Raw genomic sequence first — 25,620 nt, forward strand, 5'->3', positions numbered from 1 at the left:
GGTGTCTTCGCCGTCGGGGTGACCGCGTCTTCCCGATCCGGTACCCAATGCGGGCGGATGCCTTCTCCGGAGCCGAGGCTCAGTGCGGCCGTGCCCTTTGCTTGAGCGGGTCCGGCTTCCTGCCCTCTGGCAGCAGAACATGGAGGCGATCATGGATCAACTCGGCCGAGAAGGGCTTGCGCAGGAAGATCGCCCCTTCCGGCAGGACGCCGGGGTCCGGGTTCGCCATGCCGGACGACACCAGGATGCCGATCGCCGGCCAGCGCTCCGCCGTCAGCCGCGCGAGATCGAAGCCGTCGCGGCCGCCGGGCATCTGCACGTCCGTGAACAGGAGCGTGATCTCGTCGGCGTACTCGACGAGGATGGCCTCGGCGGCGTCGACGTCGCGCGCCTCGAGCGGCCGGAACCCCGCATCCGAAAGGATGTCGAGCGCGTCCATGAGGATCAGCGGATCGTCGTCGACGACGAGGGCGAAGGGGCGGCGGTCGTCGGGGGCGTCGGTCATCGTCGCGTCAATGCCAAGTCGCTGTTTTGGTTGCCGTTGCCGACCCGGCTCCGTATTCCGTAAAGGGCAGCGGCAGGCTCCCGCCGGACACGCCATGCCGTCTGAAGCCGTTCCGGGAACGGTTCGGCGGAACCCGGCACGCGGCACCGCCCGCGGGCCGATCGTCGCGTCGCTCCGACCGACGGAACGTTCCCGATGCCAACCACTTGTCGTGGAATGAGTTTTTCATTCATCGCCCCGCGCCGTCCTCCGACCGGGGGATCGTCCACGTGCCGTTGCGGATCCTGATCGTTGAGGACGAGCCGCTGATCGCACTCGACCTGCAAGCCATCCTCGAGGACGCCGGACACGAGGTCGTCGGGTTCGCGACGGACTTGCACAGGGCGCTCGAGGTGGCGTCCGCATACGTGAACCTCGACCTCGCCCTCATGGACGTCGACTTGGCCGGCGGCGTCGACGGTGTCGAGACGGCGCGACGGCTGCGCGAAGAGCACGACGTCGCCGCCCTGTTCGTCAGCGGCCGGCTGACCGACGAGGTACGCGCCCGGTCGGCCGGGTCGCGGCCCGTCGGCTTCGTCGGCAAGCCATTCACCGACGGCCAGATCCTCCTGGCACTCGCGAACCTGCCCGAACGGGCGAGGTCGTAAGGCGTCTGTTAAAAAAAAGCCTTCATCCCGCCGTCACGGTCGGCTAGCGTCCTCCCCGGCGCGCCCGGGGGTCGGGGCGACGCAGCTTTCTGACGGGTCCAAGGATTTTGACGACACACGATCCGGTTCTCGGCCGGGACGAGCGGCTGGGCGCGCTGCACGGTTACCGGGTCCTGGACACGCCGCCGGAACGCGGCTTCGACGATGTCGTGACCTTGGCGACCCAGCTCTGCGACATGCCCGTCGCCCTCGTCAGCCTCGTCGACCGCCGCCGGCAATGGTTCAAGGCACGCGTCGGCTTCGAGCCGTGCGAGACGGATCTCGACAGCTCGGTCTGCCGGCACGCGCTCGGGACCGCGGAGATCCTCGAGATCGACGACCTGACGGCGGACCCGCGCACGCGCGACAACCCCCTCGTCACGGGCGAGCCGTACATCCGCTTCTACGCCGGAGCGCCGCTGAACACCGCCGAGGGCCTGACGCTCGGCACGCTCTGCGTCATCGACACCGTGCCGCGTCCGGGCGGCCTGACGGCGCCGCAGCGGGTCGGTCTCCGGGCGCTCGCGAACCAGGTCATGGCGCAGCTCGACCTGCGCCGCGCCGTCACGCAGCGCGACGACTCCATGCGGGAGCGCGAGGCGGACCGACAGGTGGCGCTGACCGAGGCCGCCCGCCTCGAGACGATGATCGCGACGCAGCAGGCCGTCGCCGCCGCGGAGGCGGATCTCGGGTCGGTGTTCCAAGCCGTCGTCGACGGCGCGCTGCGCGTCGTGGACGCCGCCGACGGCGCGGTGGTGGAACTGCGGGACGGCGACGACCTCGTCTACGACACGGTGTCGGGCACGTCGGCCCGCCACAAGGGCATCCGCCTGCCCGTCGGCAGGACGCTGTCCGGCAAGGCGGTGCTTGCCGAGCGGCCGATGCATTGCGCGGACACGGAAGCCGACCCCTCGATGAACCATGCCCTGGCCATCGGGCTCGGCATCCGCTCGATGGTGGTGGTGCCGGTGACGCGCCGCGGCGAGCCGATCGGCGCCTTGAAGGTGCAGTCAGCGAAGGCCGACGCCTTCTCGCCCCGCGACGTCGTGATGATGCAGATGCTCGCCGGGCTCGTCGCGTCCGCTGTCAGTGACGTCGCCGAGGTCAAGTCGCAGCGGGCGCTGAGGCAGGCCGAGGTCCGCTACCGCCAGACCTTCGAAAGCGTCACCGAGTTCGGCGTGGTCGTCACCGACCGCGACGGCACGGTCACCGACTGGAACGCCGGGGCCGAGCGCATCTTCGGCTGGACGGCGGAGGAGATCCGCGGCACCGACGCCGAACGCTTCTTTACGCCCGAGGACCGCGCCATCGACCGGATCGGCGCCGAGATGCGGGCGTCGCTCCGGGGTGGCAGCGCCGTGGACGAGCGCTGGCATCTTCGGAAGGACGGCTCGCGCTTCTACGCCAGCGGCAACATGATGCCGCTCCGGGACGATGACGGCGAGCACCTCGGCTTCATCAAGATCGTCCGCGACCGCACCGAACAGCACCTAGCGGGACTGCAACTTGACGAGACCCGGAGGGCGCTCGAGGGCAGCGAGGCCAAGTGGCGTGGCCTGTTCCAGAACCTCCAGGAGGGCTTCGTCCTCGGCCGGGTCGTCCGCGACGCGGACGGCCGGATCGTCGACTGGCGCTACGAGGAGGTGAACCGGGCCTGGGCTGACCTCGTCGGCATCGAACCCACCACCGTCGTCGGGCGCACCGTGCGCGAGGTGATCCCCGGCGTCGAGGACGAATGGGTGAACGAATTCGCCGACGTGGTTAAGACCGGGACCGCGATCCGCTTCACGCGGCAGGTCGGCTCGCTGCAACGCTGGTACGACGGCGTCGCGCAGGCGGTCGGCGGCGACCGCTTCACCGTGATATTCCTCGAGACCACGGAGCGCGTCCTCGCCGAGCGACGTCGCGAGGCGCTGCGCGAGCTCGGCGACGCGCTGCTCGACCTCGACGACCCGGACGCGATCTCCGGCGCGGCCGCGGCGATCCTCGGCCGGGCGCTCGGGGTCGGCTGGGTCGGCTACGGCGTCGTGGAGGCTGACGGCGAGACCTTCGTCGTCCCGGCGGACTGGACGGCGGACGGCTATCCGAGCCTCGCCGGCACCTACCGCATGGACGACTACGGCGGCTACGCCGAGGACTTGCGGCAGGGACGGACCGTGGTCATCCCGGACATCCGCCTCGATCCGCGCACCGCCGGCAACACGGGACCGCTGGAAGGCGTCGCGGTCCGTAGCCTGGTCAACCTGCCGATCGTCGAGCGGGGGCGGACGGTCGCGATCCTCTACGTCAACGACGACCATCCCCGGGAGTGGACGGACGCGGAGGTGGAGTTCCTGCGCGACGCCGCGGGCCGGACCCGCGCGGGGGTCGAACGGCGCCGGGCCGCGAAGGCACTGGCGGAAAGCCAGGCCGTGACCGTCGCCAGCGAGACGAAGTGGCGGAGCCTGTTCGAGACTTTGCAGGAAGGCTTCGGCCTCGGCACGGTCGTCCGAGACGCCGGGGGCCGGATCGTCGACTGGCGCTACGACGAGGTGAACGCGGCCTGGGGACGTCTGGTCGGCGTCGATGCGGGCTCCCTCGTCGGCCGGACCGTCCGCGAGGTCTTCCCGGGGATCGAGGACGAATGGGTGGAAGGGCTCGGCGGAGTCGTCGACACGGGCGAGGCGAGGCCGTTCACGGGCCGCGTCGGCATCCTCGGTCGGTTCTACGAGGGTGTCGCGCAGCCGAGGGGGCCCGAGACGTTCACCACGATCTTCGTGGACGTCACCGAGCGCGTCGAGCGCGAGCGTCGGCAGGATGCGCTGCTGCGGCTCGGCGACGCGCTGCGCACCTTGACCGACCGGCAGGCGATCACCGAGGCGGCGGCGGAATGCCTGGCCAGCGGCATCGAGGCGAGCCGGACGGGCTTCGCCAGCTTCGACGGCACGACCGACGTCGCGGACGTCCTCGCCGACCGATGCGCGCCGGGGGTCCCGAGCGTCGTCGGACGGCACAGGCTCCGCGACTTCGGCACCCACGTCGACGCGCTGAAGGCCGGCGGGACGATCGCCGTCGACGACGTCGGGACGGATCCCCGCACCGCGTCGGGGGTCGGGGCGCTGCGGGCGATCAAGGTCGAGGCCTTCCTGAACCTTCCGGTGATCGACCGCGGCGAGTTCGCCGCGCTCGTCTTCGTCAACCAGGACCGCCCGTACGCCTGGTCCCGGGACGAACTCGAATTCGTCCGGCAAGTGGGTGACCGGGCGCAGGCCGCCGTCGCCAGGATCGCGGCCGAGGAGCGGCGCGTCCTGATGAACCAAGAGCTGGCCCACCGCCTGAAGAACAACCTCGCGCTCGTCTCCTCCATCGTCACGCAGACGCTGCGGAGCGCACCGGACATGGGATCGGCGCGCAAGACCCTCTCGGACCGCATTCAGACCCTGTCCAAGGCCCACGACGTGCTGATGACCGGGCGGCGGGACGCAGCGGCCGTACGCGAGGTGATCCGTTCCGCGGTGACGCTGCACGACGACGGCGACCGGTTGCGGCTCAAGGGACCGAAGGTCGGCCTCGGACCGAGGGCGGCGCTGACGTTGGCGCTGATCTGCCATGAGCTGGCGACCAACGCGGGCAAGTACGGCGCCCTGTCGGCCGCCGGCGGCCACGTCGACGTATCGTGGTCGGTCGCCGCCGACCCGGAGACGAGGCGACCCGTCCTGACCTTCGAGTGGCGCGAGGTCGGCGGCCCGCCCGTCACGCCGCCCGATCGCAAGAGCTTCGGGACGCGGCTCATCGAGATGGGCCTGTCGGGAACCACGGGCGGCACGGCGGCGCTCGACTACGCGTCGGACGGCCTGCGCTGCCGCATCACGGCGTCGCTCGCCGAGTTGCAGGCGGAGGACGAGATCGAAGCTCGGGACTGACGGCCGGGGGGCGTCGGAAGCGGCGAAGCATCGTTGCCTAATGAACCTCTGGGTGCGACGATCCTGCCAACATGATTGTTTGTCAGCGACTTGCGCCAAGAGCAGGGACAGGCCGACGATGACTGGAACGACGACCGACGCGGTGGGGTCACCCGAACGGTTCGCCGACCTTTCCCTGCTTCCTCACTTGCTCTCCGTGTCGCGCTCAGTGCGACAGCTACTGGCGATGCGGCTCGTCGACCTCGACGTCGCGGTCGGGCAGGACCAGTTCCTCCTGTCGTTCGAGGACGACGGCCAAGTCTCCGTCGCCGAGATCGCCATCCGCCTGTCGGTCCGGGCCTCCACCGTGTCGAAGATGACCGACCGTCTCGCCGCGAAGGGTTGGGTCGTTCGCTCGGCCGACAACGAGGATGCCCGCCGGGTGCTGGTCCACCTCACCGACGAGGGCCGGGCGGCGCGCGACGCGGTGCTGCGCGTCGAGGCGGAGGTGGAGGCCGAGATCCTCGCCGCGCTCGCCGAGAAGACGGCTACCGTGTCCGCGCTGGCCGAGCTCGACGCCGTGGTCGCCAAGCGACTGCGACGGCTGCGCTAGCCTTGCCCGTCGCGCTTCGGATCGAGGAGGACGCGCACCACCTCGTCGGGATCGGCGGGCTTGCGGTAGACCGGCACATCGTCGAGATCGGCCGGCAGGTACCAGTCGTCGTAGCCGGTGACGAACACCACCTGCACGCCCTTGGCCTTCAGCGCCTGCGCCACCGGGAACGACGTCTCGTCGCCGAGCCGCACGTCCAGCACCGCGGCGTCGACCCGTTCGGCCTCGACGATCGCCATCGCCGCCTCGACGTCCGGCACGGGGCCGAGCGCCGTGCCGCCCGCCTTGCGGACTGCCGCCGCCATTTCGGTTGCGAGGAAGTACTCGTCCTCGACCACGAGCACCCGCTTGCCCGCCAGGTCGGCGAAGTCGCTCGCGTCCGTCATGCCGTCGTCCGTCGCTCCACGGGTCGCGCCCGACTTCCGAAGCATGGCATGGAACGCCCCGCCGGCGTCGTTGGCAACCCAGCCGGAACGGGGAATGATCGCACCCGGCTACGCGGTGCGATCGACGGGGCGGCGCGATGACAGGTTCGGCAAGCGGCATGCCCTTCCCGAGGGCTTCCGGCGAGATGGCCGAGCGCATCCGCGCCCTCGACTGGGCGCAAACGCCGCTCGGGCCGATCGAGGGCTGGACGGACAGGGTGAGGGCCGCGGTCGAGACGATGCTGGCGTCGCCGATGCTGGCGACGCTGGCGGTCGGGCCGGAGCGACTGTTCCTCTACAACGACGCGGCGGCGCGCCATTACGGCAACCGCCATCCGGACGTGCTCGGCCGGCCGCTGGCGCAAGCCTTCGCGCACGAGTTCGCCGCGGTTGCGCCCTTCTACGATCGCGTCTTCGCCGGCGAGAGCCTGCACGTCCCGGCGCAGCCCCTCGATCCAAGCATGAGCGGCACGGCGGAGGTGTTCGACGCCTACCTGACCCCGGTGCGCAATGCCGACGGCGACGTGATCGCGGCCGCGATGACCGGCTTCGCGATCGGCGAGCGCCTCCGGGCCGAGACGGCGCTGCGCGCGAGCGAGGAGAAGTACCGGACGCTGTTCGCGTCGATCGACGAGGGCTTCGCCGTGGTCGAGGTGATCCTCGACGGGACCGGGAAACCCGTCGATCTCCTGCATCTCGAAGCCAACGCGGCCTACGAACGGCACACGGGATTGCACGGCATCGTCGGGAAGCGGTCGCTGGAGATCATCCCGGAAGGGGGACCGTGGCTGGATTTCTACGGCCAGGTCGCGCTGACGGGACAGGCCGCCCGCAACGAGAGCTACCTCGCCCCGCCCGTCGACCGGTGGATCGCGGCCTATGCATCGAGGATCGGGGGCGAAGGCAGCCTGAAGGTCGCCATCGTCTTCAACGACGTCACCGAGCAGAAGCGTGCGGAAGCAACCCTTCGCGAGAGCGAGGAGCGGCAGGCGTTCCTGCTCGAACTCGGAGACACGCTTCGCCCGCTGCGCGACGCGATTGAGATCCAGAACGCCGCCGTGCGGCTGATGGGCGAACGCCTCGCGGTGAGCCGGGCCGGCTACTACGAGGTCGAAGCCGATCAGAACGAGTTCTTCCTGACCGCCCGGTGGGAACGGGAGGCGGTGCCGCTCCCCGACCGGATGCTCCTCACCGACTTCGGCGACGAGATCCGCGCGGGTTACCGGGCGGGACGCACGATGGTCGCCCGCGACACGGAGCGGGACGCCGCGTCGGACGGCAACCTCGCGGCGGTCCGCGCCATCCGGGTCAGGGCCTGGATCGGCGTCCCGCTGGTCAAGGACGGTCGCTGGGTCGCGGCGGTCGGGGTCCATTCCTCTGTTCCGCGGGACTGGACGCCCGCCGAGATCCGCCTCGTCGAGGAAGTCGGGGAGCGGACCTGGGCGGCGGCGGAACGCGCCTGCGCGGAAGCGGCACTGCGCGACAACGAGGAACGGTTCCGCGCCTTCGTGACCGCCAGTTCCGACGTCGTCTACCGGATGGGTCCGGACTGGACGGAGATGCGTCGGCTCGACGGCCGCGGGATCCTCTCCGACACGGTCGAGCCGAGCGGCAACTGGCTGGACCGCTACATCCACCCCGACGACCATTCGACCGTCAGGGCGGCGATCGGCAAGGCGATCGACACGAAGTCGACGTTCGAGCAGGAGCACCGGGTGATCCGGACCGACGGCTCGCTCGGCTGGACCTTGTCCCGCGCCGTGCCGATCCTCGACGGTGACGGCGGGATTGTCGAGTGGCTCGGGTCCGCCAGCGACGTCACCGAGCGCAAGCTCGCCCGACAGGCGCAGCGCGAGAGCGAGGCGCTGCGCCGCGTCGCGCTGGCCGGCGGCGGCATGGGCACGTGGCGCTGGGACCTCGCGAACCGTCTCGTCTGGGGCGACGCGAAGTTCCTGGCGCTCTGGGGCTTTCCGCCGTCCGAGGAGGCGCACCCTTTGTCGCTGTTCACCGAGCGGATGTCGCCGGAGGGCGCGGCCGAGATGCAGGTGATCGTCAACCGGGCGATCGACGCGGGCGAGGAGTTCGACGGGCCGCTGGAGATCGTCGCCGGGCCGACGGCCGGACGCTGGATCCGCTGGCGCGGCCGCGGCGACGGCGAAGCGCCGACCGTGCTCTACGGCGTCACCTTCGATGTCACGGCGCAGCGGCGGGCCGATGCCGCCCTTCGCGACAGCGAGGCGCGGCAGGCGTTCCTCTTGGAACTCTCCGACGTGCTGCGGCCGCTGGCCGATCCGACCGAGATCCAGGGCGCGGCGATGCGGGTGCTCGGCGGACATCTGAACGCGAGCCGTGTCTTCTACGTGGTCGTCGACGGCGACGGCGACACGGCAGACATCCTCTCCGACTACACGGACGGCGTTTCGAGCCGGGTCGGTCGCTACTCGCTTTCGGCCTTCTCAACCTATGCGGTCGGCGAATGGCGGGCCGGACGGTTCGCGAGCAGCGACGACGTGAACGTCGACCCGCGCTACGACGAGGCCGAGCGCAGGGCCTACGCCTCCGTCTCGACACGCGCCGGCTTCGGCATTCCATTGATCAAGCAAGGGCGGCTGGTGGCGTTGCTGGGTGTCAACCAGTCGAGTCCGCGGCACTGGAGCGACTACGACATCGACTTGGCCGGCGAAGTCGCCGAACGCACCTGGGCGGCGCTGGAACGTGCCCGAGCCGAAGCGGCGCTGGGCGAGAGCGAACGGCGGTTCCGCACGCTCGCGGAGACCGCGCCCGCATTCATCTGGTTCAACGACGAGGCGGGCGCCAACGCCTTCGTCAACCAGGCGTTCCTCGACTACACCGGGCGCAGCGCCGAGCAGATCGCCGGCGAGGGCTGGCACGGGCTCGTTCATCCCGACCAGGAGCAGCCCTACGTCGAGAGCTACCTGGAAGCGGTCCGGACGCGAGCTCCCTGGTACGGGCGCAACCTCATCCGGCGCGCCGACGGCGCCTGGCACTGGTTCGACAACTACGCCCGACCGCTGTTCCGGGGCGACGGCGGCTACCGCGGCCACGTCGGCGTGACGATCGATGTCGACGACAAGGTCCGCGCCGAGGAGGCTCTGCGCGAGAGCGAGGAGCGCTACCGCACGATGTTCGAGACGATGGACGAGGGGTACCTCCTCGCCGACGTCGTCTTCGACGGGGCCGGCAGGGCGGTTGACATCGCGTACGTCGAAGCCAACCCGGCGGCGATCCGGATGGTCGGCAGCGACCTGACGGGGCATCGCCTGCGCGACGTCGCCGACTACGAGGAGTACTGGTACGAGATCTGGGGCCGGGTCGCCGTGACCGGCGAGGCCGCAAGCCTGGAGCGCTACGCGGCCCCGGACGGCATCTGGTACGAGTTCCACGTCTTCAAGACCGAGCCTGAGAACGCCGACAGCCGGCGCGTCGCCGTCCTGTTCAAGGACGTCACGCGCCGTCGGCTTGCGGAAGAGGGGTTGAAGCAAAGCGAGGAACGGCTGCGCGGCTTCGGCGAGGCTTCGACGGACGTCCTCTGGATCCGCGACGTCGAAACGCTCGGATGGACGTACCTGACGCCAGCGTTCGAGGCGATCTACGGCCTGCCGCGGGACGAGGCGTTCGCCGGCAACAACTTCCGCAACTGGACCGATCTCATCGTGCCGGAAGACCGGCAGCACGCCGTCGACATGATCGGGCGCGTGCGCGACGGCGAGAGCGTCACCTTCGAGTACCGCGTCCAGCGCCCGAGCGACGGGGCGATCCGCTGGCTGCGCAACACCGACTTTCCGATCCGGGACGCCCAAGGCCGCGTCACCGCCATCGGCGGCGTCGGGCACGACGCGACGGAGGAGAAGGAGGCGGAGGAGGCGCTGCGCGAGAGCGAGGCGCAGTTGCAGGTGATGGTCGCCGAACTCCACCATCGCACCCGCAACCTGATCGGCATCGTCGGCATGATCATGCGCCAGATCGTAGCGTCCAGCGACTCGCTTGCCGACTTCCGCGTCCGGTTCACCGAGCGGTTGGAGGCGCTGTCGCGGGTCCAGGGCCTGTTCTCGCGGAAGCGCGACGAGCGGATCCACATCGGCGACATCGTGCGGATCGAACTCGACGCGCTCGGCGCCGACCTGGAGGGCGATCGCGTCGCGATCGAGGGAGAGGCCATCGCGCTGAGGAAGTCCGCGGTCCAGACCCTGTCGCTGGCGGTCCACGAGCTCGCCACCAACGCCAGGAAGTACGGCGCGCTGAGGGGCGACGAGGGACGATTGGCCGTTCGTTGGGAGGAATACGCCGACGAGGGCGGCAAGCGCCGGATGCGCTTCGCCTGGACTGAGACGGGGATCAGCGTCACGGTCGGGGAAACGCGGGGACCGCTGCACGAGGGCGGCTACGGGCGCACGCTGATCGAGGAGGCGCTGCCCTATACGCTGAAAGCCAAGACGACCTACACGCTCGGCGCCGACCGCCTCGATTGCACCATCGACATGCCGCTCGACGCCTGAGCCGGGAAGCCGCGCCACATGGCACTACCGCATACGGGTTCGCGGTGTGCGATCCGCGGTTCGATGGGAGCGGGGGTCATCGTGTCGTCCGCGAAGCGTCCCGGGGCCGCGTCCCGCAAGGGCGCCGGATCGGGAGTGCGGGCGAAAGCCGGAGAACTTTTCCGGTTGTGACGGCATCCCGTCGACGCTTCCGGCCGCTTTGGCTGATCGTCCACCCCGTGGACGATCTCGCTGGGTTCTGGTGCTCGGCGAGGAACCTCGTCGCCTGACGTCGGCTCGGAGGTCTGATCGCTTTGAAGCCGCTTGCGTCGTCGCCCCGTATCTCGATCGCGCCTCGGTCCCGAGGCCGTCATGAGACAGGGAGAACCCATGATGATCCGCACCATGATCCGGACAGCCGCGGTCGCCGCGCTGGTCGCCGGCGCTTCGACGGGAGCGATGTCCGTGTCGTTCGCGCAGGACATGCCGATGGTCGGCGGCGCGCCGATGGACCCGATGAAGCCGATCCCGGAGAACGCTTCCAAGGCCAACAACCTGACGACGCTGGTCGCTGCCGTGAAGGCCGCCGGTCTCGTCGACACGCTGGCGGGCGACGGGCCGTTCACCGTGTTCGCGCCCACCGACGACGCGTTCAAGAAGCTTCCCGCCGGCACGGTCGACGAGCTGGTCAAACCGGAGAACAAGGATAAGCTGACGAAGATCCTGACCTACCACGTGGTGCCGGCCAAGGCGACGTCGGCGGCCGCGATGCAGATGATCAAGGACGATGGCGGCAAGCACAACGTCAAGACCGTTGAGGGCGGCACGCTCACCCTTCAGATGAACGGCGACAAGCTCGAGGTGTTCGACGAAAGCGGTCACGCCCCCACCGTCACGCAGGCCGACGTCATGCAGAAGAACGGCGTCGTGCACGTCATCGACACTGTCCTGATGCCGAAGTAGCCGGGTCCGCTCGGCGGCCGGGACGTTCCGCTCGACGCCCCGGCCGATGCCTTCCCAAACGTAACCGAACGTTTAGCCGTCTACACTACTGTTCCAGAACCGGAGCGTCGGTGCCTGTTGTCGTCGCGCGTCCGGCGGGATGCCGCCCAATGGTCGCTTCGCATTCTTCCTTCGCCGTCCTGGTCGTGGAGGATGACGGGCCGCTGCTGATGCAAACGGCGAGCTTCTTCGAGGACGCCGGCTACCTCGTATATAAAGCGCGGAACGCCGACGAGGCGATCCGACTGCTCGAGAGCCAACCCGAGATCCGCGTCCTGTTCACCGACATCGAGATGCCGGGATCGATGAATGGCCTGGCGCTCGCTCACGTCTGCCGTCATCGCTGGCCGCCGGTCGAGATCGTCGTCGTGTCCGGTCGTCCGAAGCTCGCGGCTCACGAAATGCCGAAGGGCGCCGTGTTCTTCTCCAAACCCTACGCCGACTCGGCCGTCCTCGACACGGTCGACCGCTTCGCCTCAGCGTACTGATCGGCGTTTCAAAGGCTCGCCGGGAAGCGGCGTCGGGCCGGGCGACCTGACACTCGAACCAGCAGCTCGGCCATCTGGCGAGGGCAAGCGGGGGTGCGATCGGGGTGGACGGGGCCGAATCCCCGGACTACGCAGCGACCGCGGATGCGACGGGCGAGCCGTGTCGGACGGAATGTTGCATGGCCAATCGGGCGGACAGGCGGGCGTCGGCGAAGATCGCCCGGCAGTCGGTGAAGCGGGCGAAGTCGCCGACGGAAGGGGCGATCCTGCGCGCGGCTGCGGCGTTCGCGAGCGAGGGTGCCACGGGCCAGCTCAGGCCGTGCCTGTCGAACGCCGACTTCGACGATGCCTGGACGCGGCTGGCTGACGATCTTGAGGACATCCTCGGGGAAGGGTATCCCGACTTCCGGGCGCAAGCCTACGCCGAGGCCGGGCTCGGGACGCTGCGCGTCGCGGAGGCGGGCGGTGCCGAGGTCGAGCTGGGCACGCGTCTGGTCCTCTGCCCCGTGGTCGGGCCTGCGGACAGGGTGGCCGCGTTCGCGGACGACGCCGGGGAGATCGCCCGGCTGGAGACGTCGCTGCGGGAGGCCGGGGTCGTGCCCGAGGACGGCCGATGCCTCGTGCTTCCCCTCGTCGTGCCGATCGCCGCCTTCATGCCGGACGCGAGCCCGCCCGGACGGGTCCGGGCGCTCCACGAATACCTGTCCGATCGTCTGAAAGACGGGCTGTTGCGGACGCCGTTGCCGTCGCCGGACGCCATCCGGGTCGCGGTGGCCGAACTCCTCCAGGCGGACCCCGCCGCTTCCGGAGGCGACACGGCGTTCGGCGCGCTGGTCGGCATCGAGCTGGTGCTGGACGCGTTCGCGGGGAGGACGGCGGTCCCGGAGGACGAACTCGACGCCGAGGACTTGGCGAGTGCCGCCGCCGTCGAATCCTGGTACGACTCCTACGCCGCGGATCTCGCCGACATGGCGATCGGCGCGCCGCTCGACTGGCCGGCCTGCGGCGCGGCGCTCGCCTGGGAGACGGTCCGGATCCCGATGGAGGCGGCGCTGCGCCGTCGCGGCGTGCCGGACGGGCGTCCCGAGACCATCCATTGCGCCGCGACCGCCGACGGCGAACGCCTCGTCTTGTCGGCGGTCACGGGACCCATCGCGGTCGGGCCGTTCTCGGCGTCGACGGATCTCGCATGGTTCGACGCCGACGAGTTCTTCGGCCGGGTCGAAGCGAATGCCGACAGCCTGGTGGAGCACGACGACGAAGGCGACGTCGTCGCCCCGCTGCTGGGCGCAGCCTGAAGGCACGTCGCGCCGACGCCCGGCGGTGTCGGCGCCCCGGACCCGCCTAGCCTACATCGGCAGGACGAGCTGCCGTTCCGCGGCTTCCGTTTCCGCCACGAGCGACGAGACCGTCAGCCCGAGTAGGCGCACGCCCTTCGGGACGGGCATCAACGGCGCGAGGAGTTCGCCGGCCACGCGATCAAGGTCGGCGAGGCTGGCGACCGGTTGCCCGCTCGACTGCGCGCGGGTGATCTGCCGGAAGTCGGCGTACTTGACCTTCAGCGTCACGGTGCGCCCGCGCAGCTCCTTCGCCTCGCAATAGCGCCAGACCTTGTCTGCGATCGGTCGGAGCGCCTCGCGCATTGCCTCGAACGTGAAGAGGTCGTCGCCGAAGGTGTTCTCGGCGCCGACCGATTTCCGCTCCCGGTTCGGCCTCACTGGACGCTCGTCGATGCCGCGCGCGATCCCGTGGTAGAACGGACCCGCCTTGCCGAACCGCTCCCGAAGGAAGGCGAACGACTGGTCGCGCAAGTCCCGGCCGGTGCAAATGCCGAGCGCCTCCATCTTCGCCGCCGTCGCCGGACCGACGCCGTGGAAGCGGCCGACGGGCAGGTCCTCGACGAAGCCCGGACCCATCGCCGGCGTCACGACGAACAGGCCGTCGGGCTTCCGGTGGTCGGAGGCGAGCTTGGCGAGGAACTTGTTGTAGGAGACGCCCGCCGAAGCGGTCAGCCCGGTCGTCTCCCTGATGCGTCGCCGGATAGCTTGCGCGATCGCGGTGGCGGACGCGATGCCCTGCTTGTTCACCGTGACGTCGAGATAGGCCTCGTCCAGCGACAGCGGCTCAATGACGTCGGTGTGCTCGGCGAAGACGGCGTGGATTTCGGCGGACACCGCCTTGTAGACCTCGAAGCGCGGCTTGACGAAGACGAGGTCCGGGCAGCGGCGCTTCGCCGTCACCGACGGCATCGCCGAGCGCACGCCGAACCGGCGCGCCTCGTAGCTCGCCGCCGCGACGACGCCGCGCTGCGACGAGCCGCCGACCGCGACCGGCAGCCCGCGCAAGGCCGGATCGTCCCGCTGCTCGACCGAAGCGTAGAACGCGTCCATGTCGATGTGGATGATCTTGCGGACCGCTGGAGCGATCTCGCTCGACATTTCCGTTGCGATCGTCGCCACTGCCGTTGCCGTCGCCATGGTCGATCCGCCGCCTACTCCTCTTTGAGCCCATGCCCGACCTCGATGTCGAAGTGCAGGACTTCCTCGCGGGTCCCGAGGCTTTCGTAGAGTGCGATGGCTGGACCGTCGCCACGGTCGGCCTGAACGTAGACCACGGAGGCGCCGCGCTCAGCCGCGATCCCGCAGAGGTGCTCGATCAGGCCCGTCGCCAGTCCTCGCCGCCTATGTGTCGCGGCGACCGCGAGATCGTAAACGTAGACCTCGCGCCGCATCCGCTCGGCCTTGTCGAGTTCGTAGGCGACCAACCCGCCGACGACCGCGTCGTCCGCCAGGGCCACGAGGGCGACGACGTGTTCCTTCGCCAGGAGCCCGTCCAGGTAGGCGTCCGATGGCGGCGCGTCCTGGTAGGTCTCCCGATCGTCGAAGGCCTCGGCGAAGACGGCATTCAAATGTCGCAGAATTGACGCGTCGCCGGGACCGAGGCGACGGAAGGCGGCCTCAGCCCTCATCGCGAAACTCCCGCCCGACCTCGCCGAAGCGGGCGAGCACCTTCGGTTCCTCGACGACCTCGCCGGTGTCGGTATCGACCGCCATCGTCAGCGCGACGACGCCAGCGAACTTCTCCGCGTCCCGCTCGGCCCGGGCGATCGCTTCGGCGGCTGTCCGGTACTCGACCGAGCGGCCGGCCGTGAACTTCTTGCCGCGACGCTCGAACTGCTGGACGATGAACAGCGTCTTGTCGGTCACCACGCATCCTCTCGATGAGCTTGCCGCCACGCGCGCCGGTCGATCGCATGGTCCCGTTGCCCACAGCTTGTCCACACCGGAAACGTCGCGGATTGACCGCATCCGCCATGCGAACAGATAGTGAACGGAACCATGCCTGATTCGGGTCGAGTTCGCATTCGAAATGATTTCCGGAGCCCGCACCCGCGATGCCATCCCCGGCGATCCCGCTCACTTTGGCCGAGTTGCGGGAGCGCGTCCTGCGCCTCGAGGGCCGGGCGTCGCGGACGCGCGCGGCATTGCCGTTCGGGGTCGAGGCGATCGACCGGCGCCTGCCGGGCGGTGGCTTGGCGCTGGGCTCGCTGCACGAGGTGGCGGGTGGGGGCACTGGCTCCGTCGACGGGGCGGCGGCAGCCCTCTTCGCGGCCGGCGTCGCGGCGCGCACGAAGGGTCCGGTGCTCTGGTGCGTCGTGCGCCAGGACCTGTTCGCTCCGGCCTTGCAGCAGGCGGGGCTTCTCCCGGGAAGGGTGATCTTCGTGGAGGCGGGCGACGAGCGGGAACTGCTCGGCTCGTTCGAGGACTGCCTGCGGCATGGCGGACTCGGAGCGGTCGTGGCGGAGGTCGCGAAGCTGTCGATGACCGCCTCGCGCCGGCTCCAGTTAGCCGCGGAGGGGTCTGGCACGATGGCGCTGGCGATCCGGCGCTGGCGGCGGCAGACGGAAGCCGCCGACTTCGGGCAGCCGACCGCGGCCGCGACGCGCTGGCGCGTGTCCGTCCTGCCCTCGGTTCCGTTGCCCGTGCCTGGCGTCGGGCGGTCGCGCTGGCTGTTGGAGCTGATCCGCTGTCGGGCGGGCGAGTGCGCCGACTTCGAGGTGGACGCTTGCGATGACAAGGGTCGTCTCGCTTTGGCTGCCCCGTTGGCCGACCGATCGGCTGCGGCGGACCTCGCCCGGCGCCGCGCCGCCGGCTGACGTGCCGCTCGTGCTCGTCGGTCGCGACGGCAATCGGCGCACCGTCGTGGCGCTCGACCACATAGCCGAGGCGGCTGGCCTTTCCGTCGGCATGCCAACCGCGAAGGCGCAGGCGCTCGTTCCGGGCCTCGCGGTGATCGAGGCGGATCCCGCTGGCGACGCGGCGGCGCTGGAGCGGCTGGCGATCTGGGCGTTGCGCTTCTCGCCAGTCGTCGCCGCCGATCCGCCGGACGGCCTCGTCATCGAAACGACCGGCGCCGACCATCTGCACGGCGGCGAGGAGACGATGCTTGCCAAACTCGTCGAGCGGTTCGCGGCGTCGGGAATGGAAGCGCGCGTCGCGGTCGCCGACACGTGGGGCGCGGCGCACGCCGCCGCACGCTTCGCCGGCGCGCCCATGGTCATCGTCGACGGAAGGGTGGGGAGGGAGGCACTCGCCGGGCTGCCCGTCACGGCGCTGCGGCTTGCTGCACGCACGGTTGTGGACCTAAACGTCCTCGGCTTCCGGACGATCGGCGACGTCGCGAGCCAACCGCGGGCGCCTTTGACGCAACGCTTCGGGCCGACGCTCGGCCATCGCCTCGACCAGGCATTCGGGGTCGTTCCCGAACCCGTCGACCCCGTGCGGTCGCCCGACCTCGTGGAGGTGCGTCGCGCCTTCCCCGAGCCGATCGGCGCTCCGGAGACCGTCGCCCGTTACACGGGCAAGCTCGTCGCCGCCCTATGTGCCGAACTCGAACTGCGCGGCCTCGGCGCCCGGCGCCTCGACCTCCTGTTCACGCGCGTCGACAACCGGGTGGAGGCGATCCGGGTCGGGACGGGGCAGCCCGTTCGGGACGTCCGGCAACTGACGCGGCTGCTCGCCAGCCGGATCGAGACCGTCGACCCCGGCTTCGGCATCGATCTGATGCGCCTCGCCGCGACGCTGGCCGAGCCTTTGGGCGAAAGGCAAGCGGTGTCCCCGGTGATCGAGGAGCCGGTGGTGGACGTCGCCGGACTGATCGACGTTCTCGCCAACCGACTCGGCGAACGGCGCCTCTACCGCTTCGCCCCCGTCGCCAGCGACGTGCCGGAGCGCTCGATCGCGCGCATCGGCGCGCTCGACCCCGACGACGGGGCAGCGTGGCACGACCACTGGCCGCGGCCGTCCCGCCTCCTGCCGCGGCCGGAGCTGGTGGAGACGATGGCGCTATTGCCCGATCACCCCCCGAACTGGTTCCGGTGGCGCGGGGTGCGGCGGCGGGTACGACGCGCCGACGGGCCGGAGCGGGTCTTCGGCGAATGGTGGAAGCGCGACGCCGAGATTGCGACCGCGCGAGACTACTTCCGGGTCGAGGACGACGCCGGGGAACGGTACTGGCTCTACCGCGAGGGTGACGGCGAGCACCCGGAGACCGGCTCGCAGCGCTGGTTTCTGCACGGTATCTTTGGATAGGGGGCACGAAATGGAGATGCTCACCAGCTCGCGGCTGCGGTTCGATGCTTGGCAGGCAGCGGATCTGCCGCTGCTTCACGCCCTGCACTCGGATCCTGCCGTTCAAGCAGGATACGCGGCCGCATCCGAGTCGTGGACCTTGGCCGCCATCGCGGCGCGGCTTCGCGCCCACATGCTCGAGCAGGAAGCCCACGGCCACACGAAGTGGAAGTTGAGCCTTCGGGACGGCACCTTCGTGGGACGGGCCGGCTGGTCGCCGTGGGAGAATCAACTCGAGATCGGATATGCCATCCAGCCCGCCTTCCAGCGGCGCGGTATCGCGCAGGAAGCCGCGGCGGCGTTGATCGAGTGGGCGGTGCGCCACCACGCTGACAAACGCTTGGTGGGGTTCGCCCTCGTGCGCAACACGGCGTCCCGCCGCGTGCTGGAGGCGGTAGGCATGCGCTTCGTGGACGAGCGCATGATCGCGGGCGCCCTGAACGCCTACTTTCAATACGACCGGCGCCCCGAAGCGTCGTGATGATGGAAGGTTCGCATCCTGCGTCCTGTCCGTGGAGTGGGCCCGACAGCGATGACGGCGCCAAGGTTTGGCGCGGCCGGGCGAGCGCGTATGGCGCGGGCGTTCCCGTGATCCCGAGCAAACCCACCCCAAGGTGGCGATCGCTTTGACGGAGAACCACCCGACCGAGCGTCCAGCTCGCGCCGACGCGCCGCCCTACGCCGAGTTGCAGGTGACGACGCACTTCTCGTTCCTGCGCGGCGCGTCCGGCTGCGAGGAACTGTTCGCGGCGGCCGCAGCGCTGGGCATCCGGGCGCTCGGCGTCGTGGACCGGAACAGCTTGGCTGGGATCGTGCGGGCGCACGAGGCGGCGAAAACCTGCGGCGTCCACCTCGTCGTCGGCTGCCGCCTCGATCTCGCGGACGGCCCGTCAATGCTCGTCTACCCGACCGACCGCGCCGCCTACTCGCGGCTCTGCCGTCTGCTGACGCTCGGCAAGGGCCGCGGCGGCAAGGCGCGCTGCATCCTTGCGTTCGACGACCTCGCCGCGCACGGCGACGGGCTGCTGGCTGTCCTCGTGCCGGACGAGGCGGACGAGGCGACGGCGGTGCACCTCCGTCGCCTGCGCGATGCCTTCGGCGACCGTGCCTACCTCGCCCTGACGCTTCGCCGCCGCCCGAACGACCAGCTTCGCCTCCACGAGCTGTCGGAGATGGCCGCCCGGCTCGGGGTGGCCACCGTCGTGACGAACGACGTGCTGTTCCATTCCCCCGACCGCCGCATCCTCCAGGACGTCGTCACCTGCATCCGCGAGCGCACCACGATCGACGCCGCCGGCTTCCGCCGCGAGCGCCACGCCGACCGCTACCTGAAGGCCCCGGAGGAGATGAATCGCCTGTTCAAACGGTATCCGGACGCGATCCGGCGGACGATGGGAATCGCTGAGCGCTGCCGCTTCTCGATGGACGAGCTCGCCTACCAATACCCAGAGGAGCGACAGTTCCCCAATCTGACGCCGCAGGAGGCGTTGGAGAAGCTGACGTGGGAGGGCGCGCTGGAGCGTTATCCCGAAGGGCTCCCGGCGAAGGTCCGCGGCAACCTCACGCACGAGCTCGACCTCATCCGCCGCCTCGACTACGCCCCATACTTCCTGACCGTGAACTCCATCGTCCGGTTCGCCCGGAGCAAAGGCATCCTCTGCCAGGGGCGAGGCTCGGCGGCGAACAGCTCCGTCTGCTTCGTGCTCGGCGTCACCTCGATCGACCCCGACCGCAACGACCTGCTGTTCGAGCGCTTCGTCTCGGAGGAACGGCGCGAGCCGCCCGACATCGATGTCGACTTCGAGCACGAGCGGCGGGAGGAGGTCATCCAGTGGGTCTACGAGACCTACGGCCGGACGCACGCGGCGCTCTGCTCCACCGTCATCCGCTACCGGGCGAAGGGGGCGCTGCGCGATGTCGGCAAGGCGCTCGGGCTGCCGGACGATCTCCTCTCCGCCCTGTCGTCGCAGATCTGGAGCTGGTCGGAAGGCGTCGAGGCGAAACACGCCGCCGGCATCAACCTGAACCTCGAGGACCGGCGGCTGCGCCTTGCGCTCGAGTTGGCTTCCCAGCTCGTCGGCACGCCCCGCCACCTGTCGCAGCACCCGGGCGGCTTCGTCTTGACGCGGGATCGCCTCGACGAGCTGGTGCCGATCGAGCCGGCGGCGATGGTCGATCGGCAGGTGATCGAATGGGACAAGGACGACATCGACGCGCTGAAGTTCATGAAGGTCGACGTCCTGGCGCTCGGCATGCTGTCGGCGATGCGCAAAGGGTTCGATCTCCTGCGCGACGCGAAGGGCATCGATCTCGACCTCGCTACGGTCCCGGCCGAGGATCCGCGCACCTACGCGATGATCCGGCGGGCCGACACGCTCGGCACCTTCCAGATCGAGAGCCGCGCCCAGATGGCGATGCTGCCGCGGATGAAGCCGCGCACCTTCTACGACCTCGTGATCGAGGTGGCGATCGTGCGGCCCGGGCCGATCCAGGGCGACATGGTGCATCCGTACCTGCGCCGGCGCGAGGGCAAGGAGGAGGTCGTGTTCCCGAAGCCGGAACTCGAACGCGTCCTCGGCAAGACGCTCGGCGTGCCGCTGTTCCAGGAGCAGGCGATGCGGGTGGCGATCGAGTGCGCCGGCTTCACGGCGACGGAGGCCGATGCGCTGCGCCGGGCCATGGCGACGTTCAAGTTCACCGGCGGCGTCACGCACTTCCGCGACAAGCTGGTGCAGGGCATGGTCGACAAGGGCTACGAGCGGGAGTTCGCCGAGCGGACCTTCCGGCAGCTCGAAGGGTTCGGGTCGTACGGCTTTCCGGAAAGCCACGCGGCGAGCTTCGCGCTCCTCGCCTACGCGTCGTCATGGCTGAAGTGCTGGCATCCGGACGTGTTCTGCGCGGCGCTCTTGAACTCGCAGCCGATGGGCTTCTACGCCCCGGCGCAGATCGTCCGAGACGCGCGCGACCACGGCGTCGAGGTGCGGCCGGTCTGCATCAACGCGAGCCGGTGGGACTGCACGCTGGAGCCGATCACAAAAGTGAACGGCGGTGACCGCGACGGCATGGACGCGAACGGACGGCTAGCGGTGCGGCTTGGCCTTCGCATGGTGAAGGGTCTTGGCAACGCAGCGGCTGCTCGGCTGGTCGCGAACCGCGGCGACGAGCCGTTCCGCTCGGTCGACGATCTCTGGCAGCGGGTGCGCGTACCGGCAGCCGCGCTGGTCGAGCTCGCCGAAGCCGACGCGTTCAGCGCCAGCATGGGCGTCTCACGGCGCGAGGCGCTGTGGCAGATCAAGGCGCTGGCCGACGAACCGCTGCCACTCTTTGCCGCCGCGGCGGAACGGGCGAAGCGCACGGTTCCCGAACAGCACGAGCCGGCCGTGCGGCTGCGCGCCATGCCGGCGGGCGGCGAGGTGGTGGAGGACTATGTCCACACCGGGCTCAGCCTGCGCGAACATCCAGCGGCGTTCCTGCGCGACGAGTTCCGGCGGCGCGGCCTAATCACATGCGCCGAGGCGATGGCGTCGCGGGACAGGCGCTGGGTCGAGGTGGCGGGGCTCGTGCTGGTGCGGCAGCGCCCGGGTTCGGCGAAGGGAGTCATGTTCATCACGGTCGAGGACGAGACCGGCGTCGCCAACCTCGTGGTCTGGACGAAAACGTTCGAGGCGAACCGCCGCGCCGTGCTCGGCGCCGGCATGCTGGGCGTCCGCGGCCGCATCCAGCGCGAGGGCGAGGTCGTCCACCTCGTCGCCCACACGATGACCGACCTGTCGCGGGAATTGGCAAGCGTCGGTCGACGGAAGACGGCAACGAAGGGAGCGACCGCAGATGCAGACCCCGAACCTGAGAGTGCGGAACCGTCGCGTCCTCCGACGAAGGTCCGCGACATCTACATTCCCGACCTGACCCTGGCGGCGATCCGCGTGAAGGCACGGGACTTCCGGTAGGTTTCCGGACGCCGGCCCGTCCTCCGCCAAGCCGGACGGCACCGATCCGTGACGGCGTCGGGGTCTTTCCGGTAGACCGTGGGCATGTTCTCCGTCGCCTACGTCCTTCTCCCCATGTCGGACACGCCGCCCGCCGCGGCGATCCGTGCGTCCCTCTCGCCCTTCGAGCGGGGCGGCCGGGACGAACTGCCCGAAAGCCTGCTGGCCTTCGAGGACAAGACGGAAACGTTGCGCGTCCTCCACGAAGCGGCCCTGACGTTCGCGGTCACCGGCCGCGGCGGCCTGCGGATCGAAGGGGGCGGCGACGCGGCCCCCTGGTCATTGAACACCGGGGCCGTCCGCGGCGAGATGGATCGGCGCGGCACAGATCACTGGCAGGTCCGCTTCGCCGATACGATGGCGCTGGACGCCTTCGTCCCGCGCTACGCCGCGTCCGGGCTCGAACGCCATCCCGTCACCGGCGGCTGGGGGCGCTGGCTGAACCCGCTCGGGCGGTGGGACTGGTGGGATCTGGGCGGACGCTTCGACGGGCGGATCATCGGGGACGAGCGGCGAGGAGAGGGACGTCGGGTCGCGAACGTGTCGTCGAAGCCGAACCGCGGCCGCGACCTGCTCGTCAACCTGGAGGAGGCGCTCGGCGATGCGCTCGGTCGGGAGCCCGCCGCCGAGATCGAGGTGTTCAACGACCGCAACGTCGAACTGGTGGCGACGCTGCTCGCGGACGCGAACGAGGGAAGGGAACACGCGTTCCCCGGCACGCTGGTGCTGCCGCCGGGAGCGGTCGAGGACCGCCTGCGCTGGCTGCACACGTGGCCGGACCTTGGACCGGCGGATGCGTTCGCATGGCTCGGGCTGTCCGGCGACGCGGAATGGCGGGACGCCGTGCGTGCGGCCTACGGTCGGTTCGCGGATCACTGGGCCGCCTCCGTCGCCTACCACTTCTGAAGCCTCCGGCGACGTCCGTCCGCGATCGATTGGCCCGTCGAACGCCGATGGCGCCCCGACGGCGCGTGCCGTCCGTCCCGGACCATTACGCGACGGACATACGTCGCGGCCGCGCAACCGTCATGGCGCTTCCCGACCGTTCCCGGTATCCCGACAGGCCACGGACGCACGGCGGCAAACGGAGGTTCGGCAACGATGGGAAGCGATGAACTCGGGGACCGACGCGTTGACCCGTCGGGAGTCCGATCGACATCGGGACGCCTGCACCCGTTGCAGGTGAGCGTGCTCGGCAGCGCGGAGCCCGGAAGCGTGGCCTACGAGCGGGCGGGGGAAGCGGGCGAGGTCCTGGCGAGCTTGGGCATCACCACGGTCAGCGGCTGCGGCAGCCCGGCGACGCGGTTCGCCGCCGAACGCGCGCTTGCTGCCGGCGGGCGGGTCGTCTCGATCATCCCGTCGGACGAGATCGCGACGGCGGACTGGCCGTGCACGGTACTGATTCCCTGCGGCATGGGCGACGCTCGCAACCTGATGATGGCGCTGGCGGGCGACGCCTGCCTGGTGATCGGCGGCAGGGCGGGCACGATCTCGGAGGTATGCCTTGCCTGGCTGCACCGGCGGCCGCTGTTCCCCCTGCTCGGATGCGGCGGCTGGTCGGAGACGCTGGTCGACAACCCGCCCGACGAGCGGGAACTGGCGCCGATCCGGGGCTGGAGCACGGGCGAGGACTTGAGGGCGCTTCTCGCCGGACTCTAGGGCCCGGCAGGGACGGGCGGATGCGTGTTCCCCGTCGGTCGACGTCCGGAAAACTTTTCCGGTCCGATAGGGTTTCCCGGTCCCCATTCGGAAACGCCGTCGAATCCATGGGCTCTCGAGCGCGATCCGGTCCGGCCAACGGTTCCGCCTTTCGCGCAGCACAGCCAGTGTGTCCGGCCAGAAGCCGCCGGCATGCCGGTCGTGGAACGGGCCGAAGTGCCCGACGGCGTTGCGACCGAGGGTCGGCTAAGACGGCACCAGGGCACGGGGTGCCCGCGTGTAGCGGGACAGCGCCCGGCGGACGGCCGCCTCCGCGCCGAGCTCATCCGGTATCCTCCAGGTTCGGGTCGGCATGCGGAGCGCCCCGTTCGGCGAGAGTGCCGACCCTGCGTTCCTCCCGCAACCGGAACAGCGACGACAGCGCGTGGCCGGGCCCAGCGGCGGCCTTACGACGCCCGCCGCGGACCGTCCCGCTTTTCGTGACAGGCGTCGCGCAGGCATTCGCGCAGCCAGTGATGGGCGGGATCGGCGTCGTTCCGGGGATGCCAGTGCATCGACACCGTCACCTCGGGGACGTCGAACGGCAAAGGGAAGGCAAAGAGGCCGCTCCGCATGCTGTCGGTGTGGCGCTCGGGCACGGCGGCGACGAGGTCGGACCCCCGCACCAGCGCCAATGCGCTCGCAAAGCCGGTGACTACGGTCGCGATCCGCCGCTCGAGCCCGAGCCCGGCCAACGCCGCGTCGACCGGCCCGCGGTCGCTGGTGCCGCGCGGGCCGAGGATGTGCCGCTCCGCCGCGTAGCGGGCCGCGGTGATCGATCCGTCCGTCAGGGCATGCCCCTCGCGCACGACGCCGACGAAGCGGTCATGGAACAGCGCCCTGGCGCGCACCTCCGGACCCGTTTCCCGGCTGACGACGCCGGTCTCGAGATCGACGCTGCCGTCGCGCAGGCCTGCGGTGTCGCGGTCGAGTTTCTGGACGAAGCGCAGGAGGACGCCCGGCGCATCTGCGGCGACGTGTGCGAGGAGGGCGGGGCCGAAGTTGTCGACGAAACCGTCGCTGACCCGCAGCGTGAACGCGCGCTCCAGCTTCGCCAAGTCGAGCGCCACCGCCGGACGCAACACGCCCTCCGCCTCCCGAACCAGCGGGCCGACCCGCTCGCGCAACTCGATCGCGCGCGGCGTCGGCACGAGGCCGCGCCCCGCCCGGACGAGCAGCGGGTCGCCGGTCGCCGCGCGCAGCCGCGACAGCGTTCGGCTCATCGCCGACGGGCTGAGGCGCAGGCGAACGGCGGCCCGCGCGACGCTGCCCTCGTCGAGCAGGGCGTCCAGCGCGGGCAGGAGATTCAGGTCGAGGTCGTCCATGCCGGAAGCCTAGCCGCTCCGCGACGGACGACATAGCGCCGCGCGCAACGACAACCTGCACGGCGTGCGTCTGGCGCTTGGCTGGATCGCCGACTAGCTCCGGCGGCAACGAAAGCAGTCAAGGACGACGTCCATGTCAGCAGCTTCCTCGAACCCATCAATTCCCACCGTCCTCGTCGTCGGCGCCTCGCGAGGCCTCGGGTCCGCCCTGGTCGCCGAGTTCCTGCGGCGGGGCTGGAACGCCGTCGGCACCGTCAGGGTCGAAGGCGCCCGGACCGAGCTGCACGAACTGGCGGAGGCGCACCTTGGAAGGGTGCGGATCGAGGCGCTCGACATCGACGCGCCGGACGGGATCGCGGCCCTGCGCGAGCGCCTCGCCGGACAGGCGCTCGACATCCTGTTCGTCAGCGCCGGCACCACCACGCAGGACGAGCACACGCGTGTCGGCGCCGTCGCGACCGACGAGTTCATGCGGGTCATGGTCACGAACGTGCTCGGCCCGATGCGGGTGATCGAGGCGTTGCAGGACTTGGTGCCGACGGACGGCCTCGTCGGCGCGATGTCGTCGGGGCAGGGCAGCATCGCCAACAACGAGAGGGGGATGCGCGAGGTCTACCGCGCCAGCAAGGCGGCGCTCAACATGTCCATGCGCAGCTTCGCGGCGCGGCCGGAAAACGCTTCCCGGGCCATGCTGCTCCTGGCGCCCGGCTGGATCCGCACCTCGCTCGGCGGCCCGGACGCGCCGTTCACGATCGAGGAAACCGTGCCGAGCCTGGTGGACGTGGTGCTCGCCAAACGCGGCAAACCCGGCATCCAGTATCTCGACCGCTTCGGACAGGCCGTTCCCTGGTGACCCGGAAACCCCGATCATCCCGATCGAGCGAC

The 25,620-nt window shown here is 70.2% G+C and carries 20 protein-coding genes; 14 read left to right on the forward strand and 6 right to left on the reverse strand.

All coding sequences use genetic code 11. The features are described from left to right. Positions 1-79: 79 nt before the first annotated feature. A complete protein-coding gene (locus F6X38_RS21530) occupies positions 80-505 on the reverse strand; it encodes a response regulator (RefSeq protein ID WP_150973485.1) in 426 nt (141 codons plus the stop codon). A 26-nt stretch (positions 506-531) separates the two neighbouring features. Here F6X38_RS21530 and F6X38_RS21535 point away from each other — a divergent pair, with 26 nt between their 5' ends. The 3 genes from F6X38_RS21535 (at position 532) to F6X38_RS21545 (ending at position 5,685) form a co-directional block, all read left to right on the forward strand. Next, entirely contained in the window at positions 532-1,152 is a 621-nt protein-coding gene (locus F6X38_RS21535) for a response regulator (RefSeq protein WP_150973487.1), read from the forward strand. A 107-nt stretch (positions 1,153-1,259) separates the two neighbouring features. Beyond that, positions 1,260-5,093, forward strand: a complete 3,834-nt coding sequence (locus tag F6X38_RS21540; protein WP_150973489.1) for a GAF domain-containing protein — start codon at positions 1,260-1,262, stop codon at positions 5,091-5,093. A 226-nt stretch (positions 5,094-5,319) separates the two neighbouring features. Continuing rightward, a complete protein-coding gene (locus F6X38_RS21545; protein ID WP_161992874.1) occupies positions 5,320-5,685 on the forward strand; it encodes a MarR family transcriptional regulator in 366 nt (121 codons plus the stop codon). On the opposite strand, the gene F6X38_RS21550 is transcribed toward F6X38_RS21545, so the two are convergent. Continuing rightward, positions 5,682-6,071, reverse strand: coding sequence for a response regulator (locus F6X38_RS21550; protein ID WP_161992875.1), 390 nt, complete (start codon positions 6,069-6,071; stop codon positions 5,682-5,684). The two genes, F6X38_RS21545 and F6X38_RS21550, sit on opposite strands and share 4 nt — an antisense overlap. 137 nt (positions 6,072-6,208) lie before the next feature. Here F6X38_RS21550 and F6X38_RS21555 point away from each other — a divergent pair, with 137 nt between their 5' ends. The 4 genes from F6X38_RS21555 (at position 6,209) to F6X38_RS21570 (ending at position 13,394) form a co-directional block, all read left to right on the forward strand. After that, a complete protein-coding gene (locus F6X38_RS21555; RefSeq protein ID WP_150973495.1) occupies positions 6,209-10,627 on the forward strand; it encodes a PAS domain S-box protein in 4,419 nt (1,472 codons plus the stop codon). A 372-nt stretch (positions 10,628-10,999) separates the two neighbouring features. Then, a complete protein-coding gene (locus tag F6X38_RS21560; protein ID WP_150973497.1) occupies positions 11,000-11,569 on the forward strand; it encodes a fasciclin domain-containing protein in 570 nt (189 codons plus the stop codon). A 149-nt stretch (positions 11,570-11,718) separates the two neighbouring features. Continuing rightward, positions 11,719-12,096: a response regulator gene (locus tag F6X38_RS21565; protein WP_150973499.1), complete on the forward strand. Its 378-nt coding sequence runs from the start codon at positions 11,719-11,721 to the stop codon at positions 12,094-12,096. 179 nt (positions 12,097-12,275) lie between these two features. After that, positions 12,276-13,394, forward strand: coding sequence for a hypothetical protein (locus tag F6X38_RS21570; RefSeq protein WP_150973501.1), 1,119 nt, complete (start codon positions 12,276-12,278; stop codon positions 13,392-13,394). A 51-nt stretch (positions 13,395-13,445) separates the two neighbouring features. On the opposite strand, the gene dinB is transcribed toward F6X38_RS21570, so the two are convergent. From dinB to F6X38_RS24025, 3 genes are read right to left on the reverse strand one after another with little or no spacing between them, the layout of a single operon-like run. Continuing rightward, positions 13,446-14,573, reverse strand: coding sequence for a DNA polymerase IV (gene dinB, locus F6X38_RS21575; RefSeq protein WP_150973503.1), 1,128 nt, complete (start codon positions 14,571-14,573; stop codon positions 13,446-13,448). A 14-nt stretch (positions 14,574-14,587) separates the two neighbouring features. Beyond that, positions 14,588-15,064 carry an AAC(3)-I family aminoglycoside N-acetyltransferase gene (locus F6X38_RS21580; RefSeq protein ID WP_150973505.1) on the reverse strand — a complete coding sequence of 159 codons (477 nt, stop codon included), beginning with the start codon at positions 15,062-15,064 and terminating at the stop codon, positions 14,588-14,590. After that, positions 15,054-15,497, reverse strand: coding sequence for a hypothetical protein (locus tag F6X38_RS24025; protein WP_246191483.1), 444 nt, complete (start codon positions 15,495-15,497; stop codon positions 15,054-15,056). Before F6X38_RS24025 ends, F6X38_RS21580 begins: the two co-directional genes overlap by 11 nt. On the opposite strand from F6X38_RS24025, the gene F6X38_RS21590 reads away from it, so the two are divergent. The 6 genes from F6X38_RS21590 to F6X38_RS21615 all read left to right on the forward strand — a co-directional run bounded on the left by F6X38_RS21590 (position 15,491) and on the right by F6X38_RS21615 (position 23,371). Continuing rightward, complete coding sequence (locus tag F6X38_RS21590) at positions 15,491-16,252, forward strand: ImuA family protein (RefSeq protein ID WP_150973507.1); 762 nt, start codon at positions 15,491-15,493, stop codon at positions 16,250-16,252. The two genes, F6X38_RS24025 and F6X38_RS21590, sit on opposite strands and share 7 nt — an antisense overlap. After that, complete coding sequence (locus F6X38_RS21595; RefSeq protein WP_150973509.1) at positions 16,167-17,687, forward strand: Y-family DNA polymerase; 1,521 nt, start codon at positions 16,167-16,169, stop codon at positions 17,685-17,687. Before F6X38_RS21590 ends, F6X38_RS21595 begins: the two co-directional genes overlap by 86 nt. 10 nt (positions 17,688-17,697) lie before the next feature. Continuing rightward, positions 17,698-18,207 carry a GNAT family N-acetyltransferase gene (locus F6X38_RS21600; RefSeq protein ID WP_150973511.1) on the forward strand — a complete coding sequence of 170 codons (510 nt, stop codon included), beginning with the start codon at positions 17,698-17,700 and terminating at the stop codon, positions 18,205-18,207. Positions 18,208-18,352: 145 nt separating this feature from the next. Further along, complete coding sequence (locus F6X38_RS21605; protein WP_150973558.1) at positions 18,353-21,673, forward strand: error-prone DNA polymerase; 3,321 nt, start codon at positions 18,353-18,355, stop codon at positions 21,671-21,673. A gap of 78 nt (positions 21,674-21,751) precedes the next feature. Further along, complete coding sequence (locus F6X38_RS21610) at positions 21,752-22,618, forward strand: hypothetical protein (RefSeq protein ID WP_161992876.1); 867 nt, start codon at positions 21,752-21,754, stop codon at positions 22,616-22,618. Between the two features lie 195 nt (positions 22,619-22,813). Then, positions 22,814-23,371, forward strand: a complete 558-nt coding sequence (locus F6X38_RS21615; protein WP_161992877.1) for an SLOG cluster 4 domain-containing protein — start codon at positions 22,814-22,816, stop codon at positions 23,369-23,371. Between the two features lie 446 nt (positions 23,372-23,817). Here F6X38_RS21615 and F6X38_RS21620 read toward each other — a convergent pair whose 3' ends face one another. After that, positions 23,818-24,735 (reverse strand): LysR family transcriptional regulator, encoded by a 918-nt coding sequence (locus F6X38_RS21620; protein ID WP_150973515.1) that lies wholly within the window; start codon positions 24,733-24,735, stop codon positions 23,818-23,820. Positions 24,736-24,868: 133 nt separating this feature from the next. Here F6X38_RS21620 and F6X38_RS21625 point away from each other — a divergent pair, with 133 nt between their 5' ends. Beyond that, positions 24,869-25,588: an SDR family oxidoreductase gene (locus tag F6X38_RS21625; RefSeq protein WP_150973517.1), complete on the forward strand. Its 720-nt coding sequence runs from the start codon at positions 24,869-24,871 to the stop codon at positions 25,586-25,588. The last annotated feature ends 32 nt before the right edge of the window (positions 25,589-25,620 follow it).

Origin of the sequence: Plantimonas leprariae, from assembly GCF_008802405.1 — a bacterium.
GTDB classification, from domain to species: domain Bacteria; phylum Pseudomonadota; class Alphaproteobacteria; order Rhizobiales; family Rhizobiaceae; genus Plantimonas; species Plantimonas leprariae.

Coding starts and splice junctions, on each gene's coding strand:
- F6X38_RS21530 (WP_150973485.1), bottom strand. CDS start 505: ATGACCGACGCCCCCGACGACCGCCGCCCCTTCGCCCTCGTCGTCGAC.
- F6X38_RS21595 (WP_150973509.1), top strand. CDS start 16,167: ATGACAAGGGTCGTCTCGCTTTGGCTGCCCCGTTGGCCGACCGATCGG.
- F6X38_RS24025 (WP_246191483.1), bottom strand. CDS start 15,497: ATGGCATCGCGGGTGCGGGCTCCGGAAATCATTTCGAATGCGAACTCG.
- F6X38_RS21580 (WP_150973505.1), bottom strand. CDS start 15,064: ATGAGGGCTGAGGCCGCCTTCCGTCGCCTCGGTCCCGGCGACGCGTCA.
- F6X38_RS21565 (WP_150973499.1), top strand. CDS start 11,719: ATGGTCGCTTCGCATTCTTCCTTCGCCGTCCTGGTCGTGGAGGATGAC.
- F6X38_RS21570 (WP_150973501.1), top strand. CDS start 12,276: ATGGCCAATCGGGCGGACAGGCGGGCGTCGGCGAAGATCGCCCGGCAG.
- F6X38_RS21620 (WP_150973515.1), bottom strand. CDS start 24,735: ATGGACGACCTCGACCTGAATCTCCTGCCCGCGCTGGACGCCCTGCTC.
- F6X38_RS21590 (WP_150973507.1), top strand. CDS start 15,491: ATGCCATCCCCGGCGATCCCGCTCACTTTGGCCGAGTTGCGGGAGCGC.
- F6X38_RS21550 (WP_161992875.1), bottom strand. CDS start 6,071: ATGACGGACGCGAGCGACTTCGCCGACCTGGCGGGCAAGCGGGTGCTC.
- F6X38_RS21615 (WP_161992877.1), top strand. CDS start 22,814: ATGGGAAGCGATGAACTCGGGGACCGACGCGTTGACCCGTCGGGAGTC.
- F6X38_RS21545 (WP_161992874.1), top strand. CDS start 5,320: ATGCGGCTCGTCGACCTCGACGTCGCGGTCGGGCAGGACCAGTTCCTC.
- F6X38_RS21625 (WP_150973517.1), top strand. CDS start 24,869: ATGTCAGCAGCTTCCTCGAACCCATCAATTCCCACCGTCCTCGTCGTC.
- F6X38_RS21560 (WP_150973497.1), top strand. CDS start 11,000: ATGATCCGCACCATGATCCGGACAGCCGCGGTCGCCGCGCTGGTCGCC.
- dinB (WP_150973503.1), bottom strand. CDS start 14,573: ATGGCGACGGCAACGGCAGTGGCGACGATCGCAACGGAAATGTCGAGC.
- F6X38_RS21600 (WP_150973511.1), top strand. CDS start 17,698: ATGGAGATGCTCACCAGCTCGCGGCTGCGGTTCGATGCTTGGCAGGCA.
- F6X38_RS21555 (WP_150973495.1), top strand. CDS start 6,209: ATGACAGGTTCGGCAAGCGGCATGCCCTTCCCGAGGGCTTCCGGCGAG.